The sequence below is a fragment of the Nostoc sp. genome, assembly GCF_036917675.1.
In the GTDB taxonomy this organism is placed as follows: Bacteria; Cyanobacteriota; Cyanobacteriia; order Cyanobacteriales; family Nostocaceae; genus Nostoc.
Genome location: NZ_JBALCT010000046.1, coordinates 21681 through 40448, shown reverse-complemented (window position 1 = coordinate 40448; position 18768 = coordinate 21681). Strand labels below are relative to the sequence as shown.

At 42.3% G+C, this 18768-nt stretch carries 18 protein-coding genes; 15 read left to right on the top strand and 3 right to left on the bottom strand.

What is annotated here, in order from left to right:
- The first annotated feature begins 65 nt into the window (after nt 1-65).
- The 3 genes from V7K31_RS15955 to tatA all read left to right on the top strand — a co-directional run bounded on the left by V7K31_RS15955 (nt 66) and on the right by tatA (nt 3577).
- A complete protein-coding gene (locus V7K31_RS15955) occupies nt 66-1496 on the top strand; it encodes a serine/threonine protein kinase (RefSeq protein ID WP_335095283.1) in 1431 nt (476 codons plus the stop codon).
- Between the two features lie 275 nt (nt 1497-1771).
- The gene (locus V7K31_RS15950) at nt 1772-2857 is read left to right on the top strand and encodes a DNA-methyltransferase (RefSeq protein ID WP_335095282.1); all 1086 of its coding nucleotides are present in this window, start codon (nt 1772-1774) and stop codon (nt 2855-2857) included.
- A gap of 546 nt (nt 2858-3403) precedes the next feature.
- Nucleotides 3404-3577: a twin-arginine translocase TatA/TatE family subunit gene (gene tatA / locus V7K31_RS15945; RefSeq protein ID WP_335095312.1), complete on the top strand. Its 174-nt coding sequence runs from the start codon at nt 3404-3406 to the stop codon at nt 3575-3577.
- A gap of 258 nt (nt 3578-3835) precedes the next feature.
- Here the strand turns inward: tatA and cphA are convergent, their stop codons facing one another.
- Both cphA and V7K31_RS15935 read right to left on the bottom strand, forming a co-directional pair.
- Nucleotides 3836-6541 (bottom strand): cyanophycin synthetase, encoded by a 2706-nt coding sequence (gene cphA, locus V7K31_RS15940; protein WP_335095311.1) that lies wholly within the window; start codon nt 6539-6541, stop codon nt 3836-3838.
- A 177-nt stretch (nt 6542-6718) separates the two neighbouring features.
- Nucleotides 6719-7582: a cyanophycinase gene (locus tag V7K31_RS15935; protein ID WP_334999133.1), complete on the bottom strand. Its 864-nt coding sequence runs from the start codon at nt 7580-7582 to the stop codon at nt 6719-6721.
- 527 nt (nt 7583-8109) lie between these two features.
- Between V7K31_RS15935 and trmD the strand changes: the two genes are divergently transcribed.
- The 11 genes from trmD (at nt 8110) to argH (ending at nt 17145) form a co-directional block, all read left to right on the top strand.
- Nucleotides 8110-8835, top strand: coding sequence for a tRNA (guanosine(37)-N1)-methyltransferase TrmD (gene trmD, locus V7K31_RS15930; protein WP_335095281.1), 726 nt, complete (start codon nt 8110-8112; stop codon nt 8833-8835).
- Between the two features lie 52 nt (nt 8836-8887).
- Nucleotides 8888-9373, top strand: a complete 486-nt coding sequence (ispF, locus tag V7K31_RS15925) for a 2-C-methyl-D-erythritol 2,4-cyclodiphosphate synthase (RefSeq protein ID WP_335095280.1) — start codon at nt 8888-8890, stop codon at nt 9371-9373.
- A gap of 53 nt (nt 9374-9426) precedes the next feature.
- Entirely contained in the window at nt 9427-9939 is a 513-nt protein-coding gene (locus tag V7K31_RS15920; RefSeq protein ID WP_335095279.1) for a hypothetical protein, read from the top strand.
- A 40-nt stretch (nt 9940-9979) separates the two neighbouring features.
- Nucleotides 9980-10327, top strand: a complete 348-nt coding sequence (locus tag V7K31_RS15915; protein WP_335095278.1) for a hypothetical protein — start codon at nt 9980-9982, stop codon at nt 10325-10327.
- Nucleotides 10284-10541 (top strand): hypothetical protein, encoded by a 258-nt coding sequence (locus V7K31_RS15910; RefSeq protein WP_335095277.1) that lies wholly within the window; start codon nt 10284-10286, stop codon nt 10539-10541. Before V7K31_RS15915 ends, V7K31_RS15910 begins: the two co-directional genes overlap by 44 nt.
- A 48-nt stretch (nt 10542-10589) precedes the next feature.
- Nucleotides 10590-12347 (top strand): ABC transporter substrate-binding protein, encoded by a 1758-nt coding sequence (locus V7K31_RS15905; protein WP_442941296.1) that lies wholly within the window; start codon nt 10590-10592, stop codon nt 12345-12347.
- Nucleotides 12348-12512: 165 nt separating this feature from the next.
- Nucleotides 12513-12653, top strand: a complete 141-nt coding sequence (locus V7K31_RS15900; protein ID WP_335095275.1) for a hypothetical protein — start codon at nt 12513-12515, stop codon at nt 12651-12653.
- A 25-nt stretch (nt 12654-12678) separates the two neighbouring features.
- The gene (locus V7K31_RS15895; RefSeq protein ID WP_335095274.1) at nt 12679-14469 is read left to right on the top strand and encodes an ABC transporter substrate-binding protein; all 1791 of its coding nucleotides are present in this window, start codon (nt 12679-12681) and stop codon (nt 14467-14469) included.
- Between the two features lie 94 nt (nt 14470-14563).
- The gene (gene larB / locus V7K31_RS15890; protein ID WP_335095272.1) at nt 14564-15352 is read left to right on the top strand and encodes a nickel pincer cofactor biosynthesis protein LarB; all 789 of its coding nucleotides are present in this window, start codon (nt 14564-14566) and stop codon (nt 15350-15352) included.
- Between the two features lie 107 nt (nt 15353-15459).
- Entirely contained in the window at nt 15460-15666 is a 207-nt protein-coding gene (locus V7K31_RS15885; protein ID WP_335095271.1) for a hypothetical protein, read from the top strand.
- Between the two features lie 90 nt (nt 15667-15756).
- Nucleotides 15757-17145, top strand: coding sequence for an argininosuccinate lyase (gene argH / locus V7K31_RS15880; protein ID WP_335095270.1), 1389 nt, complete (start codon nt 15757-15759; stop codon nt 17143-17145).
- 200 nt (nt 17146-17345) lie between these two features.
- Here the strand turns inward: argH and V7K31_RS15875 are convergent, their stop codons facing one another.
- Nucleotides 17346-17513: a hypothetical protein gene (locus V7K31_RS15875; RefSeq protein ID WP_012412073.1), complete on the bottom strand. Its 168-nt coding sequence runs from the start codon at nt 17511-17513 to the stop codon at nt 17346-17348.
- A gap of 757 nt (nt 17514-18270) precedes the next feature.
- On the opposite strand from V7K31_RS15875, the gene V7K31_RS15870 reads away from it, so the two are divergent.
- Nucleotides 18271-18765: an NUDIX hydrolase gene (locus V7K31_RS15870; protein WP_335095269.1), complete on the top strand. Its 495-nt coding sequence runs from the start codon at nt 18271-18273 to the stop codon at nt 18763-18765.
- Nucleotides 18766-18768 lie beyond the last annotated feature (3 nt).

The window sequence follows — 18768 nt, the reverse complement described above, 5'->3', positions numbered from 1 at the left end:
GTTTGCCAAATTGAAAAGCCATAAGCGCTAAAAACTTTTCAACCCTAGCATTATCAGAAACCATAATGATTGGCGAAATATTAGGTGATGTTCACGGACAAGACACTACGCGTCTACGCTACGAAGTCCAGCAGCTATTAGGAAAAAAATCAGGGCGGCGGACGTTGTTAGCTCGTGATTTGCAAACTCAAGAATTAGTTGTCATCAAGTTACTCTCTTTTGGTGGTGACTTTGAATGGGATTCACTCAAGTTGTTTGAGCGGGAAGCTGAAATTTTAAAATCTTTGTCACATCCTTTAATTCCTCACTATTTAAACTATTTTGAGGTAAATTTACCAAACATCAAAGGATTTGCCCTAGTACAAACTTATATCCCTGCCCAAAGTTTAGAGCAATATTTACAAACTGGGCGGACTTTTACAGAAGCAGAAGTCAAGCAGATAGCCAAAGCACTTTTAGAGATTCTCGTTTACCTACATGGGCTGTATCCGCCTGTAATTCACCGTGATATTAAGCCTAGTAATATTTTATTGGGCGATCGCTCTGGTAATAGTATCGGTCAAATTTACCTAGTAGATTTTGGCTCAGTGCAGACTGTCCTCGCCACAGAAAGCGGCACAAGAACTGTGGTAGGAACCTATGGATATATGCCACAGGAGCAATTTGGCGGACGTACCGTTGCCGCATCTGACCTTTATAGTTTAGGTGCAACCTTAATTTATTTAGTGACGGGTACTTACCCAGGTGATTTACCCCAAAAGGATTTTCGCATTCAGTTTGAACAAGCAGCTAATCTGAGTCCCAGCTTTACCAATTGGCTAAAGTGGATGATTGAACCAAGTTTAGAACGGCGTTTGAGTTCTGCTACCGAAGCGATCGCCGCCTTAGAGAAACCGCAACCGACAAACTTGCCGACTTTGGCTGTTGGCAAACCAGATGGGAGTAAGATTCAATTAACGAAAAATGGAGACTCTCTAGAAATTCTCGTTCCACCGACTGGTTTTGATCCATCAATAGTACTCACAGGTTTATTTGCGATCGCTTGGAATTCATTTATTCTCTTTTGGACAATTGGCGCACTCTCGGCACCTTTTCCTGTCAACATCCCCTTTGCCTTGTTTTCACTTCCTTTTTGGGGTGCTGGCTTTTTCATGGTGTATAAAATTCTCTTTCATTTATTTGGACGCATCTGCTTACGCCTGAATCCAGAACAAATTACCCTAACCTGGGAGTTGTTTCCTTGGAAATTTTATCGTCCCCGTGCATCGCCAAGACAAAGTATTACTAAGTTGGTTTACATTCCAAAACATTTTATTAAAGACTCTGAAGGCACTATAACTGCCGTTCCAGCACAATTGGATATTTGGGTAGGAGTAAAAAAATATCAACTTGGTGGTATTAGTGGTGCTATCAAATCTGAAGCGGAACTGGAATGGCTAGCTAATGAATTAAGCGATTGGTTAGGTTTACCAATTACCAATCCAATTAGAAATTAGTTGCGCTGATCATTGCTTTGTTCAAAGTGTCCAGTTCTGTCTCTACCATCCTAGATATAGAACTTGTGTACTATTATTAGTACAGATACTTGGCACATTACCCTATAGCATTTCCTAATTTCCTAATCATATAAGGTACATCATAGCCCCCTCCTCGCTTGCGGGGAGGGGGTTGGGGGTGGGGTTCTTGTACCTCACAAGGGTCGAGAACCGCTATATGCTTTTATGGATAATACTGTCTTCATAGACCGTACAATTGTACTAACAAAATTGAGATGAGACTTAATTATAACCCTTACTACGAAACAAAATTTGGTGCTGCTTATTTGGGAAACAGCCTAGAATTAATGGCAGGTATACTCGACGAAAGTATCGACCTAATTTGTACGTCTCCACCATTTGCACTGGTTCGGAAAAAAGAATACGGAAATGTTGATGCCGATGAATATGTTGAATGGTTTAAAGATTATGCGGCAGAGTTTTACCGTATTCTTAAACCAACAGGCTCACTAGTTATTGATATAGGTGGTAGTTGGATTAAGGGGATGCCAGTTCGTTCTCTTTATCATTTTGAACTGGTTATTGCTTTGTGCAAAGCAAAAGAAAAAGGTGGACTTGGATTTTATCTGGCACAAGAATTATATTGGTATAATCCAGCAAAACTACCCACCCCTGCCGAATGGGTAACAGTTCGTAGGGAAAGAGTTAAAGATTCGGTAAATACAATTTGGTGGCTGTCAAAAGAACCACATCCTAAAGCTAATAATAGAAGGGTTTTAAAGCCTTATAGTGATGCAATGAAAAACCTTTTGAAGAATGGGTATAAACCCAAAATTAGGCCATCAGGTCATGATATTTCCGATAAATTTGGGAAGGACAGGGGAGGAGCTATCCCCCCAAATATTATTGATGGACGTTGTAGTACAGACAAAGAAGAAATAGGTCAACAGACTCTTATACAAGAAATTTTATTTGAAGATTTAGTCCAGCCCGTAAATGTGATTTCTGCCTCAAATACTGCTTCCAACGATTATTACCAAAGGCGTTGCAAACAAGAAGGTTTTAAGCCACACCCGGCAAGATTCCCTCAAGCTTTACCAGAGTTTGTCATCAACCTTTGTACAGAACCAGGTGATATTGTTTTAGAACCTTTTGCCGGTTCTAATATGACAGGTCGAGTTGCAGAAACTTTACAAAGACGCTGGTTAGCTTTTGAGATTGATGAAGACTACATCAGAAGCTCAAAACTGAGATTTGAAGAAAATGCTCCTTTGGTTGTTGAACCCCCAGCAGATTTACCACCAATAGCAATAGAAAATGCTCATAATAAAAACCACGGAATACAGTTAGGACTGTTTTAAAAAAGGCTCTCTCAAATTAATTAGATATTTTCAGAAAATTGTCGAATTGAGTCTAAAAAATTAGTTATAAAAAGATGATATTGAAGCAATTAAAAGGGATAATACGAATATTGTTGAAATTTTCTACAGAAAGGCTAGGCGAGTCTTCAGGGACTTCCAAATAAAAAAATACTCAACTACTTCTTGTGGGGTGGGCGACACGAGGGCACATAGAGAAGGGCGGACAAGATGTCCACCCCACAAGATTGGATAATTTATTTCTTGGAAGTCCCTTACGAAGAAAGAACTTGATGTGTTTGACGAAGAGTTAAATGAAATTGAACAGGAAGAAAATTTGATTGCTGAAGCTATCGAAGCTGAAATAAATGATAACAGTTGAGATATTTATTTGGCGATATCGGTATTGGTATATGTAAAAATGCGTAATAGCATCTATTTTTTATACCATATTTTTGCAAGAGGGTCGAACGCTTATCAGTGGTGAATTCATCAGATTTGAGCCATCAATGTCTATATTTAATTACAGATGCCTTAGAGGAAATTTATATGTTTGGACTGGGATGGCCAGAAATCGCTGTAATTACCATAGTCGCTGTTCTAATTTTTGGGCCAAAAAAAATTCCCGAACTGGGAACTGCACTGGGCAAAACCCTACGAGGTTTTAAGGAGGAGATGAAAACTCCCAGTCAGGAAACCAATCAGGAAGAAGAAAAACAATGATAAAAGAAGTCAGAATATAGGAGGAGCCAGTGCAGTCTTCTCCCAAGGGGAGACGCTTTAGCGCAACGAGCGTCTGGGGTTTCCCCAAGTGGAGCAACTGGCGTTCAGGAAAAATGCACTCACGAAAAGATGCATTTTAAATATTGAGAAATTTCTGAATATAGTTTTTCCCATAAAGGGAGACGCTTGCAGCAACGAGTTATACGCGCGTTGCACAGAAGTCATTCTGATTCCTGATTCCTGATTCCTGATTCATGACTACAGCAAGGTATTAACAACAGAAGAAGGTGTGATCCCATTTTGGGAATCGATGACAGTTGTGCCGGGATTTTGTTGGTGTGTCTCTTCCTTCGCTAAACCACGCGCCCTAATTAACTTAATAGCGCGAGTCACGCTTTCTGGCAAAATTACCACCAGACTGTTATCAGGAGCCATGTCTAAGCCTTTATTTATCGCTTGGGTTTCATCCAGAATTGATTCATAGCGGCTATCAGGCTTAACTTGGGTGATGCCTTGAATAATCAACTGGGCGGCTGATCCCCTTAGCCGTCCCCGTGTGTCATCATCTTCTTTGATGATGATGTAATCAAAAATTTGCGCTGCTAATTTACCCAGAGTAACAAAGTCTTCATCGCGGCGATCGCCTGGACCACCAATTACGCCAATCCGTTGTCCTGTAGTCCAGTTTCGCACAAAGGAACCTACAGCTTCATAACTGGCTGCGTTGTGGGCATAGTCCACTAAAGCGTGGTAATTCCCCAAATTAAACAGATTCATCCGTCCTGGTGTTTGACTAACTGAAGCCCGAAAAGTCCTCAAACCAGACCGAATCTGCTCAATCGTGACGTTTTGCACAAACGCTGCCAAACTTGCAGCTAAAGCGTTGGCAATCATAAACGGCGCACGTCCGCCCATTGTTAAAGGTATATTTTCTGCTCTTTCTATCCGGTGTGTCCAATCACCTTTAACAATTGACAAATAGCCATTTTCATACACTGCTGCTACTCCGCCCTTTTGGATGTGCTTCCGCACTAGTTCCGAGTCGGGGTTCATGGTGAAGTAAGCAATATTAGCCTTAGTTTTTTCTGACATGGCAGCGACGCGGCGATCGTCGGCGTTAAGTACCGCATAGCCATCAGGGAATACCGCTTCCGCTATTACACTCTTAAGGTTAGCTAACTGCTCAATGGTATCTATATCGCCTATTCCTAAGTGGTCAGAGGCTACATTCAATACCACCCCCACATTTGCTGCTTCAAAGCCCAATCCAGAGCGGAGAATGCCACCGCGAGCCGTTTCCAGCACTGCTACTTCTACTGTGGGATCTTGGAGGATCACCTGGGCACTTTGGGGACCTGTATTATCGCCAGCTTCTACTAAGTAATCACCGATGTATGTTCCATCAGTAGTCGTATACCCTACTACCTTACCAGTCTGTTTATAAATATGTGCTAGTAGTCGGGTAGTGGTGGTTTTGCCATTAGTGCCCGTGATGCTGAGGATCGGAATTTGGCTAGATTGCTCGTTAGGAAACAGCATATCCATCACTGCACCAGCGACGTTGCGGGGGATGCCCACGCTTGGCGCAACGTGCATTCGGAAGCCGGGAGCGGCATTAACTTCGACAATCACGCCATCCACTTCCCGCAGAGGACGGCTAATATCCGTAGTGACGATATCTAAGCCAGCGATATCCAAACCGATAATTTTGACCACCCGTTGTGCCAACCAAAGATTTTCTGGGTGAATTTCATCGGTACGGTCTACGGCACTACCACCTGTACTTAAGTTTGCTGTTGCCCTGAGATAAGAAATAGTGCCCTTGGGTGGCACGCTATTTAGGGTGTAGCCTTGCCTTTCTAACAGCTGGTAGCTGGTGCGGTCTAGTTCAATCTTGGTCAGGACGTTATCATGTCCTTCACCGCGATTTGGGTCAAGGTTTGTTTCTTCAATCAGTTCGGCGATGGTCGATCTGCCGTTGCCAATAACATGAGCCGGAACGCGTTCGGCTACTGCTACTACTTTGCCATTGACCACCAGTACCCGGTGGTCGCGCCCAACGTAATATCTTTCGACAATAATTGACCGGGAAACCTGTCTGGCGGCTTCATATCCGGCTTCAGCTTCTTCCCAAGTTCTAATATCAATGGTGATCCCACGTCCATGATTGCCATCCAATGGCTTGATAACGATGGGATAGCCGCCAACTAATTCCAGGGCTTGCTCCAAATCGTCTAAGAAGTTGATCACTGTACCTCTGGGGACTGGCGCACCAGCAGCCGCGAGGATGCGTTTAGTGGCTTCTTTGTCGCAAGCTAGCTCTACGCCCAGAATGCTGGTGTTGTCGGTCATTGTGGCCTGCATCCGCTTCTGATTCACGCCGTAGCCTAGCTGAATCAAAAAGCGGGCTTCTAGAGACATCCAGGGAATACCTCTTTTTTCTGCTTCTTTAATGATCGCTTCTGTGGAAGGGCCTAAGGAAGCATCACGGGTGAAGTCTTTCAGGTCTTGGATATCTTGCTCTAGTTCTGCCTTGGGATAACGGCCTCGATCAACGATACTCTGACACAGCCGCACAGCTGCTCGTCCAGCGTAACGTCCCGCTTCCTCGTTCTGGTACTCGATCACTACTTGGAAAATTCCGGGTGTGGCAGTTTCGCGGGTGCGACCAAAGCCGACATGCATACCAGCTAATTCCTGGAGTTCTAAGGCTACGTGTTCGACGATATGGCCGATCATAGTGCCTTCTTTGACTCGCATCAGAAAACCACCACGACAGCCAGGCGAACAATAGTGACCCTCCAGACTCGGCAGCGCCTCAACTAATCCTTCATAAAAGCCAGGGATTTCATTCGAGGGCGTCTCGGCAAGGGTTTCTAAATCGAGGCGCATGACGATCAGCTTGTGGCGTCGAATGCTCCAATAGTTTGGGCCGCGTAAGGTCTGGATCTTGAGGATTCTCATGGGAATAGGTAGATGGAGATTCGGAACCAAAATTCTAGTTTCTTACTGGAATTGACCGCTAAACTGTTCATTGCAAACAGTTTTTTCTTTTTACATGGTATTCTTATCATTTTTCTGCAACAAGAAATATAATCTGCTGTGCGGTCAACTCAGTGTAACCTCAGATACTCTATCCCGTCAGCTGGAGATTCGGTGTACAGCAGGCAATACAGTCCGCTGATACAAGTGGAAGCGATCGCCGTAGCTGAGGATATGGAGACGTAAATTATGCACGGTTAATGGTTCATTAGCACCGACATGGGGTTCGTTGGTGTGGGTGAGTTCAGTGGGATCAACAATGGTGACACTGCCTTTTCCCATGACTTGTAGCCAACCATCGCGTTCAAATACAGCACAAGTATCTTCGTCAATGCCAATACCTAAGCGATCGGGATGAGCTGCGATCGCACTAATCAGTCGCCCCATACGATTACGGTTATTAAAGTGTTGGTCAACGATTACTTCGGGAATAAATCCCAAACCCGTTGCCATATCCACTAGGGAACGATTTGGCGACTCTCCACTACCGCCGCCAGCAATCATATGATGCCCCATCACTGCCGCTCCTGCACTAGTGCCTGCTAAGGTAAGTTGCCCCGCCCTGACTCGCTGCCGAATAATTTCCATTGCTGGAGTATCTGCCAATACACCACAAAGACGCAGCTGATCTCCTCCTGTCAAAAATACCCCACTACAGGCTTCTAATGATGCTTTAATCTGGGAGGTTTCACATTGTTCCCGTTCGCGGATGTCTAAAATCTCTACCTTCTGAGCACCCATTTCTTCAAAAATGCGAATATACCGACCACCGATGATGGCGGGTTCGCGAGAGGCTGATGGAATAATTGTAATATAAGCCTTACTAGCACCAGCACGTCCAAAAAAAGTTCGTAGGATTTCGCGCCCATGAACTTTATCTTCTGCGCCTCCGATAACCAGAACGGCGGTTTTAGTTGCTTGGGGTGTCCTCATTTCTAGCGATTTAGCTTGTAATTGCGGCATTGTGTTTCTCCTGTCAACAACTTCAGGTGAATTTAACAAGGTTCAGAAGCAGCCATGATTTTTGGGCTTTGCTTCTTTGAGAGGACACTTTTTGGAAGTTTGGAACGGGGTCAGCCACTCTCCAAATTCTCGCCTTGCCTCGGTCTAAATGTCTTCGTTCCCGTTCCTCAAAGCCAGCGCCTTGTTTTTCACCTGTCCACTTGCAGCAGGGCAAAATAGTCTTTAGGGGGCTAGATTCCCCCTTTAGGGTTGGGGACGAGCAGTTAAGACTACGCTTTTTTCTGAGGCTGGCTCGATGCATCCTGGAAGTTGTTAACTTGATATGATTATTAATTTAAATGTAGTTGTGACAACATTTAAACATAAATTAAGTAATTAGAAAAACTTTTGCTCCCATCTAAAATCCAAGAGGTCTGGTAGTTTTAGATACTATTGATAAAGTTTAACTGGAATTTGACCCGACCTTGGCTTGATGATGTTTGCTAGACATTCAAATTTAAGATTAGTGTCCTTGAATACGAATAACTGTGCGCTTTGATATAGTTACGCTTTTTCCTGACTGTTTTAACTCTGTTCTCAATTCTGGGCTGCTGGGTAAAGCCTTAGCCAAACAGATTGCCGAAGTGCATCTGGTTAACCCACGGGACTTTACCACTGACAAGCACCGAAAGGTAGATGATGAACCCTACGGCGGCGGCGTTGGGATGCTAATGAAGCCGGAACCGATTTTTTCTGCTGTGGAGTCGCTGCCAATTCTACCCCGAAGAGAAGTAATTTTGATGAGTCCACAGGGTCAAACAATTAATCAACCTCTTTTGAAAGAATTGGTGACAAATTATGACCAGTTAGTAGTTATTTGCGGACATTACGAAGGAGTGGATGAGAGGGTGCTACATTTAGTAACTCGTGAGGTATCTTTAGGTGATTTTATTCTGACTGGTGGGGAAATTCCAGCAATGGCTTTGATTAATGGCGTAGTGCGGCTCTTACCCGGAACTGTGGCCAAAACGGAGTCCCTCATAGCAGAAAGTTTTGAGGAAGGGTTGTTGGACTATCCCCAATATACTCGTCCTGCCAATTTTCGCGGTTTGAAAGTGCCTGATGTCTTGCTCAGTGGAAATCACGCAGCGATCGCCCGGTGGCGTTACGAACAACAAATTCAAAGAACAGGCGATCGCCGCCCTGATCTCCTGGAAAAATTGAAGCAGGGGAGCAGGGGAGCAGGGGAGCAGGGGGAGAATAATAATTCCTAACTCCTGAAAAATAACAAATGACCAATGACCAATAACTAATGACTAACGACTAATGAGTAAAATTCGGATTGGTAACGGCTACGATATTCATCAGCTGGTGAGCGATCGCGCTTTGATTTTAGGGGGAATTCAAATTCCCCATGAACTGGGTTTGTTGGGGCACAGTGATGCTGATGTGCTGACCCATGCGATTATGGATGCCATGCTTGGGGCATTATCCTTGGGAGATATTGGTCATTATTTTCCGCCTAGCGATCCTGAATGGGCGGGAGCAGATAGTTTAGTACTATTAACTCAAGTACATCAGCTAATTAGCGATCGAGGCTGGCAAATCGGAAATATTGACTCGGTAGTAGTAGCAGAACGCCCAAAATTAAAACCGCATATTCACAATATGCGTGACAAACTAGCGGCGGTTTTAGAATTACAACCAAATCAAATTGGCATCAAAGCTACCACCAACGAGAAATTAGGCCCCGTTGGACGCGAAGAAGGTATATGTGCTTATGCTGTTGTCTTGCTAGTTGCTTCAGAGTAACTTTTGTTTTAGCCTCTGATAAAGATATTCAAGACTCACGAGGATAAAAATCAATGATTTATAAGGACAAACAAACCTTAACTTGGTGGGAAATTAGAGCCATACAAGCTACAAACATAGAAGATATAGACTTTCCTGATATTGTTGCTTTAGACAAAGAGGAACAAATTATTCTCATCGCTGAAGTCAAAGGTTTACCATTCAATTTTCAAGAAACCAAAACCAAACAATATGCTATTTTACGGCTGATTGATTACTTACAAGCTGCAAAGATAGCGATTCCCTTTGCTATGCTTGTTGATGTCAATAAAATTCTGATTTTTCAATGGGATGGCAATAATTTATCAGAACCGATTATCAGTCTTAATACTGCTGATGTGCTTAGTCATTACGAGCCAAAATTCCGCGACAAAAGGATATTTAGTCTTTACCTTAAAGGTCTTACAGAAGCTTGGCTACGTGATTTGGCCTATCATTGGAAATCTGCAATACCACCTTTCACAAAGGAAATGACAGAAATTGGTTTATTGCAACTACTAGAAGACGGAACAACTCAAGTTTATTAATTGATTCGCAGTGAGAATTTACGTTGAAACTAATTTCTTGATGAGTATTGCTAAAGGGCAAGATTCACAAGCACAAGAATTACTGCAAAATACACCCTCTTCTTTACGTATCGCAGTGCCAAGTATTTGTTTTGTAGAATCATTAACAACATTGGAACAAGAAGAAAAATATAATCTAGATTTCCTCCGCAACTTAGATATACAAATTAATCAAGCAGAGCGAGATAATTCAGATAATGCACGATTACTGCTGTTTCGCCTAGAGCAATCAAGAACTAGCTTTTTTGAACGAAATAACGAAGTTAAAGAACGTTTTGATGTAGCTTTTAATCAGCAAATCAGAAATGATTACATTAAGTACGGGTATTTTTCAAGAAACGTTAAATAGAGAAATTTTTGATAAGCACATTATAGATAGAGTAATATTGGAATGTATAATTTTTCATGCTGGCTTACATCCTAATGAAAATAAATTATTTTTAAGCGCTAATTCTAAAGAATTTGGCAGACGTGAAGTTATAGAAGTTTTACGAGATAGTGGCATTCAGTATTTCAATAAAACTCAAAACTTCCTTGGTTGGCTACAATCTGAATCAAATTGATTACACTATTAGCATATTGAAATTATGAAATTTTTTAGAAAAATATTTATGGCAATTAAATATTTTTGGTTGCCAATAATTCTGACTTCAGCAACAGCACTTACACTTACCGCTTGTAACCCAGCTAACTTTAAAAGTCCAGCCGCTCAAGTCCCACAATTGGTAAGTAGCATTCTCAGTGATCCTAAAACCTTTAACTATCCTCTCAGTCAGGAATCTCCAAATGTTTTTCCTCTAATTTACGAAGGGTTAATCACCCAAAATCCGATAACTGCGAAAGTCGAACCAGCATTAGCGGAATCCTGGCAATTTTCCGATGATAAATTAAAGATTGTTTTTACCCTACGAGATGGGTTGAAATGGTCTGATGGTCAGCCACTAACAGTAGATGATGTGGTGTTTACTTACAACGATATTTATCTTAACGAAGCGATTCCTACAGATGTGAGAGACGGCTTGAGAATTGGTAAAAGTCGGAAGCTACCCACTGTGCGAAAAGTAGATGAACGCCGAGTTGAGTTTAGCGTACCGGAACCCTTTAGACCTTTTCTACTGAGTACAGGTTCGCCAATTTTGCCCGCCCATACATTGCAAGAATCGGTAAAAACTAAAGATCAAAATGGGCATCCGACCTTTCTGACAAAATGGGGCGTTGATACTCCTGCGAACCAAATTATTGCCAACGGGCCTTACAAACTAGAGCGCTATGACACGAGTCAGCGCGTGGTCTTCCGGCGCAATCCCTACTACTGGCGCAAGGATGCTCAAGGCAATTCCCAGCCTTATATTGAACGGGTAATTTGGGAAATTGTAGAATCAACAGATACCTCGTTGCTACAATTTCGTTCTAGCGGGTTAGATACTGTGGGAGTGTCGCCAGATTACTTTTCTTTGCTAAAGGTGCAAGAAAAGCAGGGTAATTTCAAAATTTATAATGGTGGACCAACATCCAGTACATCGTTTGTTTGGTTCAATCTCAACAAAGGTAAAAGGGATGGAAAACCACTGGTCGATCCGGTTAAGTCTCAGTGGTTCAATAATGTACAATTTCGGCAGGCTATAGCCTATGCAATTGACCGTCAAACGATGATTAATAACACTTTTCGCGGCTTGGGTCTAGCACAAAATTCACCGATTTCTGTGCAAAGCCCCTATTACCTTTCCCCTAAAGAGGGGTTAAAAGTTTACGATTACAATCAGCAAAAAGCGAAGAAATTACTTCTCAAAGCAGGATTTAAATACAACAACAATCAGTTACTAGATTCTCAGGGAAATCGCGTCCGTTTCTCTTTGCTTACCAATGCTGGAAATAAAATTCGTGAGGCAATGGGATCGCAAATTAAACAAGACTTGAGCAAAATTGGCATTCAAGTCGATTTCACCCCATTGGCATGGAATACTTTTACTGACAAAACTTCTAACTCTTTGGATTGGGAAGCTTCTTTGATGGGTCTAACCGGCGGATTAGAACCGAATGATGGAGCTAATGTCTGGGCACCTGAAGGCGGATTACATATGTTTAATCAGAAACCCCAAGCAGGACAAAAGCCGATTCAGGGTTGGGAAGTTGCTCCTTGGGAAGCGGAAATAGGGAATCTTTACATTCAAGCCGCACGAGAATTAGACGAAGCAAAGGTGAAAGCTATTTATGACGAAACACAGAGGATTACCCAGGAAAATTTACCTTTTATCTACCTGGTTAATCCTTATTCAATGTCAGCGGTGCGTAATCGTTTTGAAGGCATTAAATTCTCTGCCCTTGGCGGCGCATTCTGGAATATTGAACAAATCAAAGTAACGGATTAGTCATTTGTCATTAGTTCAGGACTTAGGCAAATAATAGCCGAAAAGAAAGATTTCCAGGTAGGGGCAATTCAGGAATTGCCCGTACAGCGTATAGTTTTGCGTAAGTCCTATAGTTATTGGTTAGTGGTAAATAAATATTCACAAAGGACAAAAGGCTAATTACCAATGACTGATGAAAAAGCTTTGCGATCGCTCCTTGAAGCAGTGGCCAATGCTAAAGTTACCCCAGATATAGGATTAGACGCACTTGAATCTTTGTCCTATAAAGCTGCGGGTGAATTTATTGACATAATTAGACATAATTAGACATAATTCCAGTAAATTTAATTCTATGAAATCACCATCAATCTTTTTTGCAATTAGGCGTTTTTGGCTAACATTAATTCTGACTTCAGCAACAGCACTTACACTTACCGCCTGCAACCCAGCTAACTTTAAAACGGCGGCGGCTCAAGTGCCGCAAGTAGTCACCGCAGTTTTGAGCGAGCCTTCAACTTTTAATTATGCTCTGAATGAGTCGGCATATAGCGTTTTTGGCTTCATCTATGACTCATTAATTAATGAGAATCCTATAACCACAAAATTAGAGCCTGCTTTAGCAGAATCTTGGGAAATTTCTAAAGATGGTCAACGGATTGTAATCACCCTCCGAGAAGGAATTAAGTGGTCAGATGGTAAGCCAATGACTGCTGATGATGTTGTCTTTACTTATAACGAAATCTACCTGAATCCTAAAATTCCCACTTCTACCAAAGATGCTCTAAGAATTGGTGACAAGGGCAGTTTGCCAAAGGTGAAAAAAATTGATGAGCGTCGGGTTGAATTTAGCATACTAGAACCCTTTGCTCCTTTTTTAAGATATGTAGGTGGCATCCCAATTATGCCAGCCCATGCTCTACAGGAAGCAGTTCGTACAATTGGCTCTGATGGACATTCTAAGTTTCTCTCAACATGGGGAACAGGCACAGATCCTAAACAAATTGTTGGCAACGGCCTTTATGTTATGGAAAGTTACGTTTCCAGTCAGCGAGTTATATTTCGGCGTAATCCATATTACTGGCGCAAAGATACTCAGGGTAATCCTCAGCCTTACATTGAACGTATTGTTTGGCAAATTATTGAATCTACTGAAAACCAGTTAATTAGTTTTCGCTCTGGGCAGTTAGATGATTTAGAAGTTCCTCCTGAAGGTTTTAGTTTGCTGAAGCGAGAAGAAAAACGGGGAAAGTTTAAAATTTATAACGGCGGCCCAGGTACAAGTACAAGTTTTATTGCTTTCAATCTTAGTAAAGCTAAGAATTCTCAGGGTAAACCTTTCGTAGACCCAATTAAATCTAGCTGGTTTAATAAAAAGGAATTTAGGCAGGCTATCGCCTATGCACTTGATCGAGAAACGATGAAAACAAATGCTTATCGAGGACTGGGTGAACTACAAAATTCATTTGTTTATATCAAAAGTCCCTACTTTCTTACTCCAGAAAAAGGGTTAAAAGTATATAATTATGAGCCAGATAAATCTAAGAAATTACTGTTACAAGCTGGGTTCAAATATAATGCTCAAAATCAGCTTGTTGATGCTGATGGCAACCGAGTCAGATTTACAATTTTAACGAATTCGGAAAGAAAAGTTAGAGGAGATATGGCCTCTCAAATCAGACGGGATCTCGGTAATATTGGGATTCAAGTAGATTTACAAATTCTCAGCTTCAATTCTTATCTAGAAAAACTCAAGGTTACGCATAATTGGGATTGTTATCTGGGAGGATTTGCTGAAGGCGGTATTGAACCACACGGCGCTAGCAATATCTGGAGGATTGCCGGTGCATCCCACGCATTTAATTTGGGGCCACAGCCAGGAGATCCACCCATGACTGGCCGGGAGGTTTCCGACTGGGAAAAGGAAATTGATAGCCTTTATATTAAAGGCGCACAGGTATTGGATGAAAACAAGCGCAAGGAAATTTATGATCAATATCAGCGCATCGCCTCAGAACAGTTGCCGTTTATTCATTTAGTGGAGAGCTTGAATCTGCAAGCAGTGCGCGATCGCTTCCAAGGAATTCAATATACTGCTCTTGGTGGCCCATTCTGGAATCTATACGAGCTAAAAGTAACTGATTAGGAATTCGGAATGGGGCATTGGGCATGGGGCATTGGTTATTCACAAAGGAAGAATGACAAAGGACTAATGATAAAGGATAAAGGACAAATAACCAATGACCGATGAAAAAACTTTGCGATCGCTCCTCGAAGCGGTTGCTAATGGTAAAGTTACGCCAGATACGGCATTAGATTCACTCAAAGATTTAACTTATGAATCTGTGGGTGAGTTTGCCAAAATTGACCATCATCGCCAGCTAAGAACTGGTTTCCCAGAGGTGATTTGGGGACTTGGTAAAACTCCCGAACAAATTGCTCAAATTATGGAAGTGATGCGCCTCCGTAATCCGGTGGTGATGGCAACTCGCATTGAACCAGCAGTTTATGCCGCACTGGAATCAAAAGTTAGCGGTTTGCGATATTACGAATCGGCGCGAATTTGTGCGATCGCTCCCCCTACTATCGAACCACAATTCCAGGGTGAAATTGGCATTCTTTCTGCTGGTACTGCTGATTTACCCGTTGCTGAAGAAGCGGCTGTCACTGCTGAACTTTCCGGTTTTTGCGTCCAGCGCCTCTGGGATGTTGGCGTTGCTGGGATTCACCGCTTATTAAGTAACCGCCACCTGATTGAGTCAGCATCGGTGTTAATTGTCGTGGCGGGGATGGAAGGCGCTTTACCCAGCGTTGTCGCGGGTTTAGCGAGTTGTCCTGTGATTGCCGTACCCACCAGCATCGGTTATGGCGCGAGTTTTGGCGGTTTAGCACCTTTATTGACAATGCTTAACTCTTGTGCTGCGGGAGTAGGCGTAGTAAATATCGATAATGGTTTTGGCGCAGCAGTTTTGGCGGGGCAAATTTTGCGGACTGCCGAGAAATTGCGCTTGGCATCGGCTGCATCTTGAGTTAAGACATTAAAGTTATACCCAATATTTCAGTACATTATCAGTAATTTATGTGAAAAATAAACTGATACTGAAATTTGCCACCCCCAACTTCTTAATTACCAAATATGAGCCACTACAACGATTTGATATCTCAGTTATTTTGGCAATTGCCTGTAAATTTGATGGTGCTAGCGCAAACAATTACTGATCCAGACCTTATGGGTCAGATGCAAAAAGCTTGGAGCCACTTTATACAGACAGGTCAAGTGTGGGCATTGTTGATTGGTTTAGTCATTGGCTATATGATTCGGAATCTAACTAGCTACGGTTAAATTTAAAAGTTAGGAGTTAAAAGTTAGGAGTTAGGAGGAAAAATTCATAACTCCTAACTCTTAACTCTCCCTCCACTCTTTTGATAATTTATGACCAAAGAAGAAAATTGGAGTCCGCGATTTGAATCAGGGTTGCATCCGGCGATCGCCCGTTTTAATGCCAGTATAGGTTTTGATATTGAATTAATAGAATATGACCTGACTGGTTCTCAAGCTCATGCCAAAATGCTTGCTCACACTGGCATTATCTCAAAAGAAGAAGGAGAGCAACTGGTTGGCGGTTTAGAACAAATTCGCCAAGAGTACCGCCAGGGTACATTTCAGCCTGGTGTCGATGCTGAAGATGTACATTTTGCAGTTGAACGACGACTGACAGAAATTGTCGGCGATGTGGGTAAAAAGCTGCATACGGCGCGATCGCGTAATGACCAAGTTGGTACTGATACCAGACTCTACCTGCGCGACCAAATCCAACAAATCAAAAGCGAATTGCGAGAATTTCAAGGTGTTTTACTGGATATAGCCGAAAAGCACGTTGAAACCCTGATTCCTGGCTATACTCACCTACAACGCGCCCAACCCCTGAGTTTAGCTCACCACCTCTTGGCATACTTTCAAATGGCCCAACGCGACTGGGAACGCTTAGGAGATGTTTCTCGCCGCGTCAATATCTCACCTTTGGGATGTGGTGCTTTGGCGGGAACTACTTTCCCCATCGATCGCCACTACACAGCCAAACTCTTGAATTTTGACGAGATTTATGCTAATAGCCTTGATGGAGTCAGCGATCGCGATTTTGCGATCGAATTCTTGTCTGCTGCTAGCTTGATTATGGTTCACCTCAGCCGCCTTGCAGAAGAAGTCATTCTTTGGTCAACCGAAGAATTTCGCTTTATCACCCTTAAAGATAGCTGTGCTACGGGTTCCAGTATCATGCCCCAAAAGAAAAACCCCGATGTACCAGAATTGGTGCGGGGGAAAACAGGGCGTGTATTCGGTCATCTCCAGGCGATGTTAGTGATTATGAAGGGGCTACCCTTGGCATATAACAAAGACCTGCAAGAAGATAAAGAAGGTCTATTTGATAGCGTTAACACAGTCAAAGCTTCTCTAGAAGCGATGACAATTTTGCTCAGGGAAGGCTTAGAATTTCGTACCCAGCGCTTGGCCCAAGCCGTGACGGAAGATTTTTCCAATGCTACCGATGTAGCAGATTATCTGGCAGCACGGGGCGTCCCTTTCCGAGAAGCGTATAACCTTGTAGGTAAAGTGGTAAAAACTAGTATTGCCGCAGGTAAACTCCTGAAAGATTTGAAATTGTCAGAGTGGCAACAACTACATCCGGCATTTGCAGCAGATATTTATGAGGCGATATCCCCCCGTCAAGTTGTGGCAGCCCGCAATAGTTACGGTGGTACTGGCTTTGTACAGGTAAGCAAAGCACTCATAGCCGCCCGCGCTCAAATCGCTGTCGAGTAATAAATAAGGACGCACATTTATTTGTACGCCCTAAAGGGATTTCCAAGAAATAAATTATCTATCTTGTGGGGTGGGCATCCTGCCCGCCTTTGGCTACGGGTGGGTGAGACGCCCATCCCACAAGAAGTACTTGAGTATTTTTTTATTTGGAAGTCCCAAAAAATAAATAATCTAAATTAAAAAGGATTTAAGCAGACAGCTTAGTCAGTGTCAGCTGCTGTTGCTGCGCCTTCTTCTTCTTCACTCTTCGGTGGGCGTTGTTGGAATCTTCTCTGCATTCTTCCTGTCGTAGTCCGTTTACGAAACTTTCTGGCATACGCCTGGTTCCGTAGCGCCTTTTCTTTTTTCGGGTTACGGCGCTTGGCCATGTTCACCTCATTAAATAAACAACAAAAAAGTAGCAACTAGGCATCACATAGGCAATATCAGCTACCAATGTTATTGATATACTTGTAGCCTAGTGCAGCATTTAATACGCTTTAAACAATGTACTAGTCTACCGCATTAAATCTTGTTATGTCAATAAAAATTTAGAATTATCCCCACCAGCTAGACGAAAAATACTTTTTCTTAGATTTGAATACGTTAAAGAGATGTAAATTAAGTGGGTGGAAAAAAGTAAACAGATTGTGGGTGCCGATGGCGCGTAGCATCATCGTAATTTCTTCCTTAACCTTTGTTTACATAATCTTGCTTATTTATTTCCACCCACTTAGCTAACTAGTTGTTGTTCTTGGAATAAACCAATCAATATTATCAATAATTAGGTGGCAGTCTCAAACCCCGCTTAATTTTCTCTTGTGAATTCTTAATTTTGGATTCTAACTTAATTATTCAGATTAGTTTTTCTAATGTGTCTGAAAAACTATTAGTGATACTGATTTGGGCAAGGCTAATGTTAGTTATAAACATAATATTTTTGTGATTAAAAAATATTATGTATAGATGAATACAGTGCTTCTATTGAAACTTGATGTTAGAATTAATAATATTCTACGTAAATCGTGAGAATAAAATCTCAAACCATAAACATCTTTGTATAAAACAAAACTCAATAAAATTTTTATTAGTTGAGTCTATGTAAGTGGTAGAGAAGCATAGAATACAATACATAAATTTTGAAGATTGAACGTTATTGCTTTTTTTCCGGCAGCTGTCCAGTCCACACGTAGCTTATGGCGTATTGGACAAACAGTATTGGGTATCATATTTCGTCATCCCATTACTGGCACTAGTATCATTCCAATTTTACCCGATGGTCGGATAGTACTGATTCGGCGACGTGATGATGGTCTTTGGGCATTGCCTGGAGGTATGGTGGATTGGGGAGAAGATATTCCCAACACAGTCCGCCGAGAATTGATGGAGGAAACCGGGCTAGAATTGGTGAAAATTAATCGTTTGGTAGGAGTTTACTCCGCACCAGACCGCGATCCCAGAATCCATTCAATTTGTATTGTGGTTGAAGCCGAGGTGCATGGGACAATGGAGATTCAAGATACTTTGGAAGTCATGGAAATCCAAGCTTTCTGCCCCAATTTCCTACCTTCAGGACTGATGTCTCACGATCATACTCGGCAGTTGCAAGACTACTTGATGGGCTTGACAACATTGGCATAATAA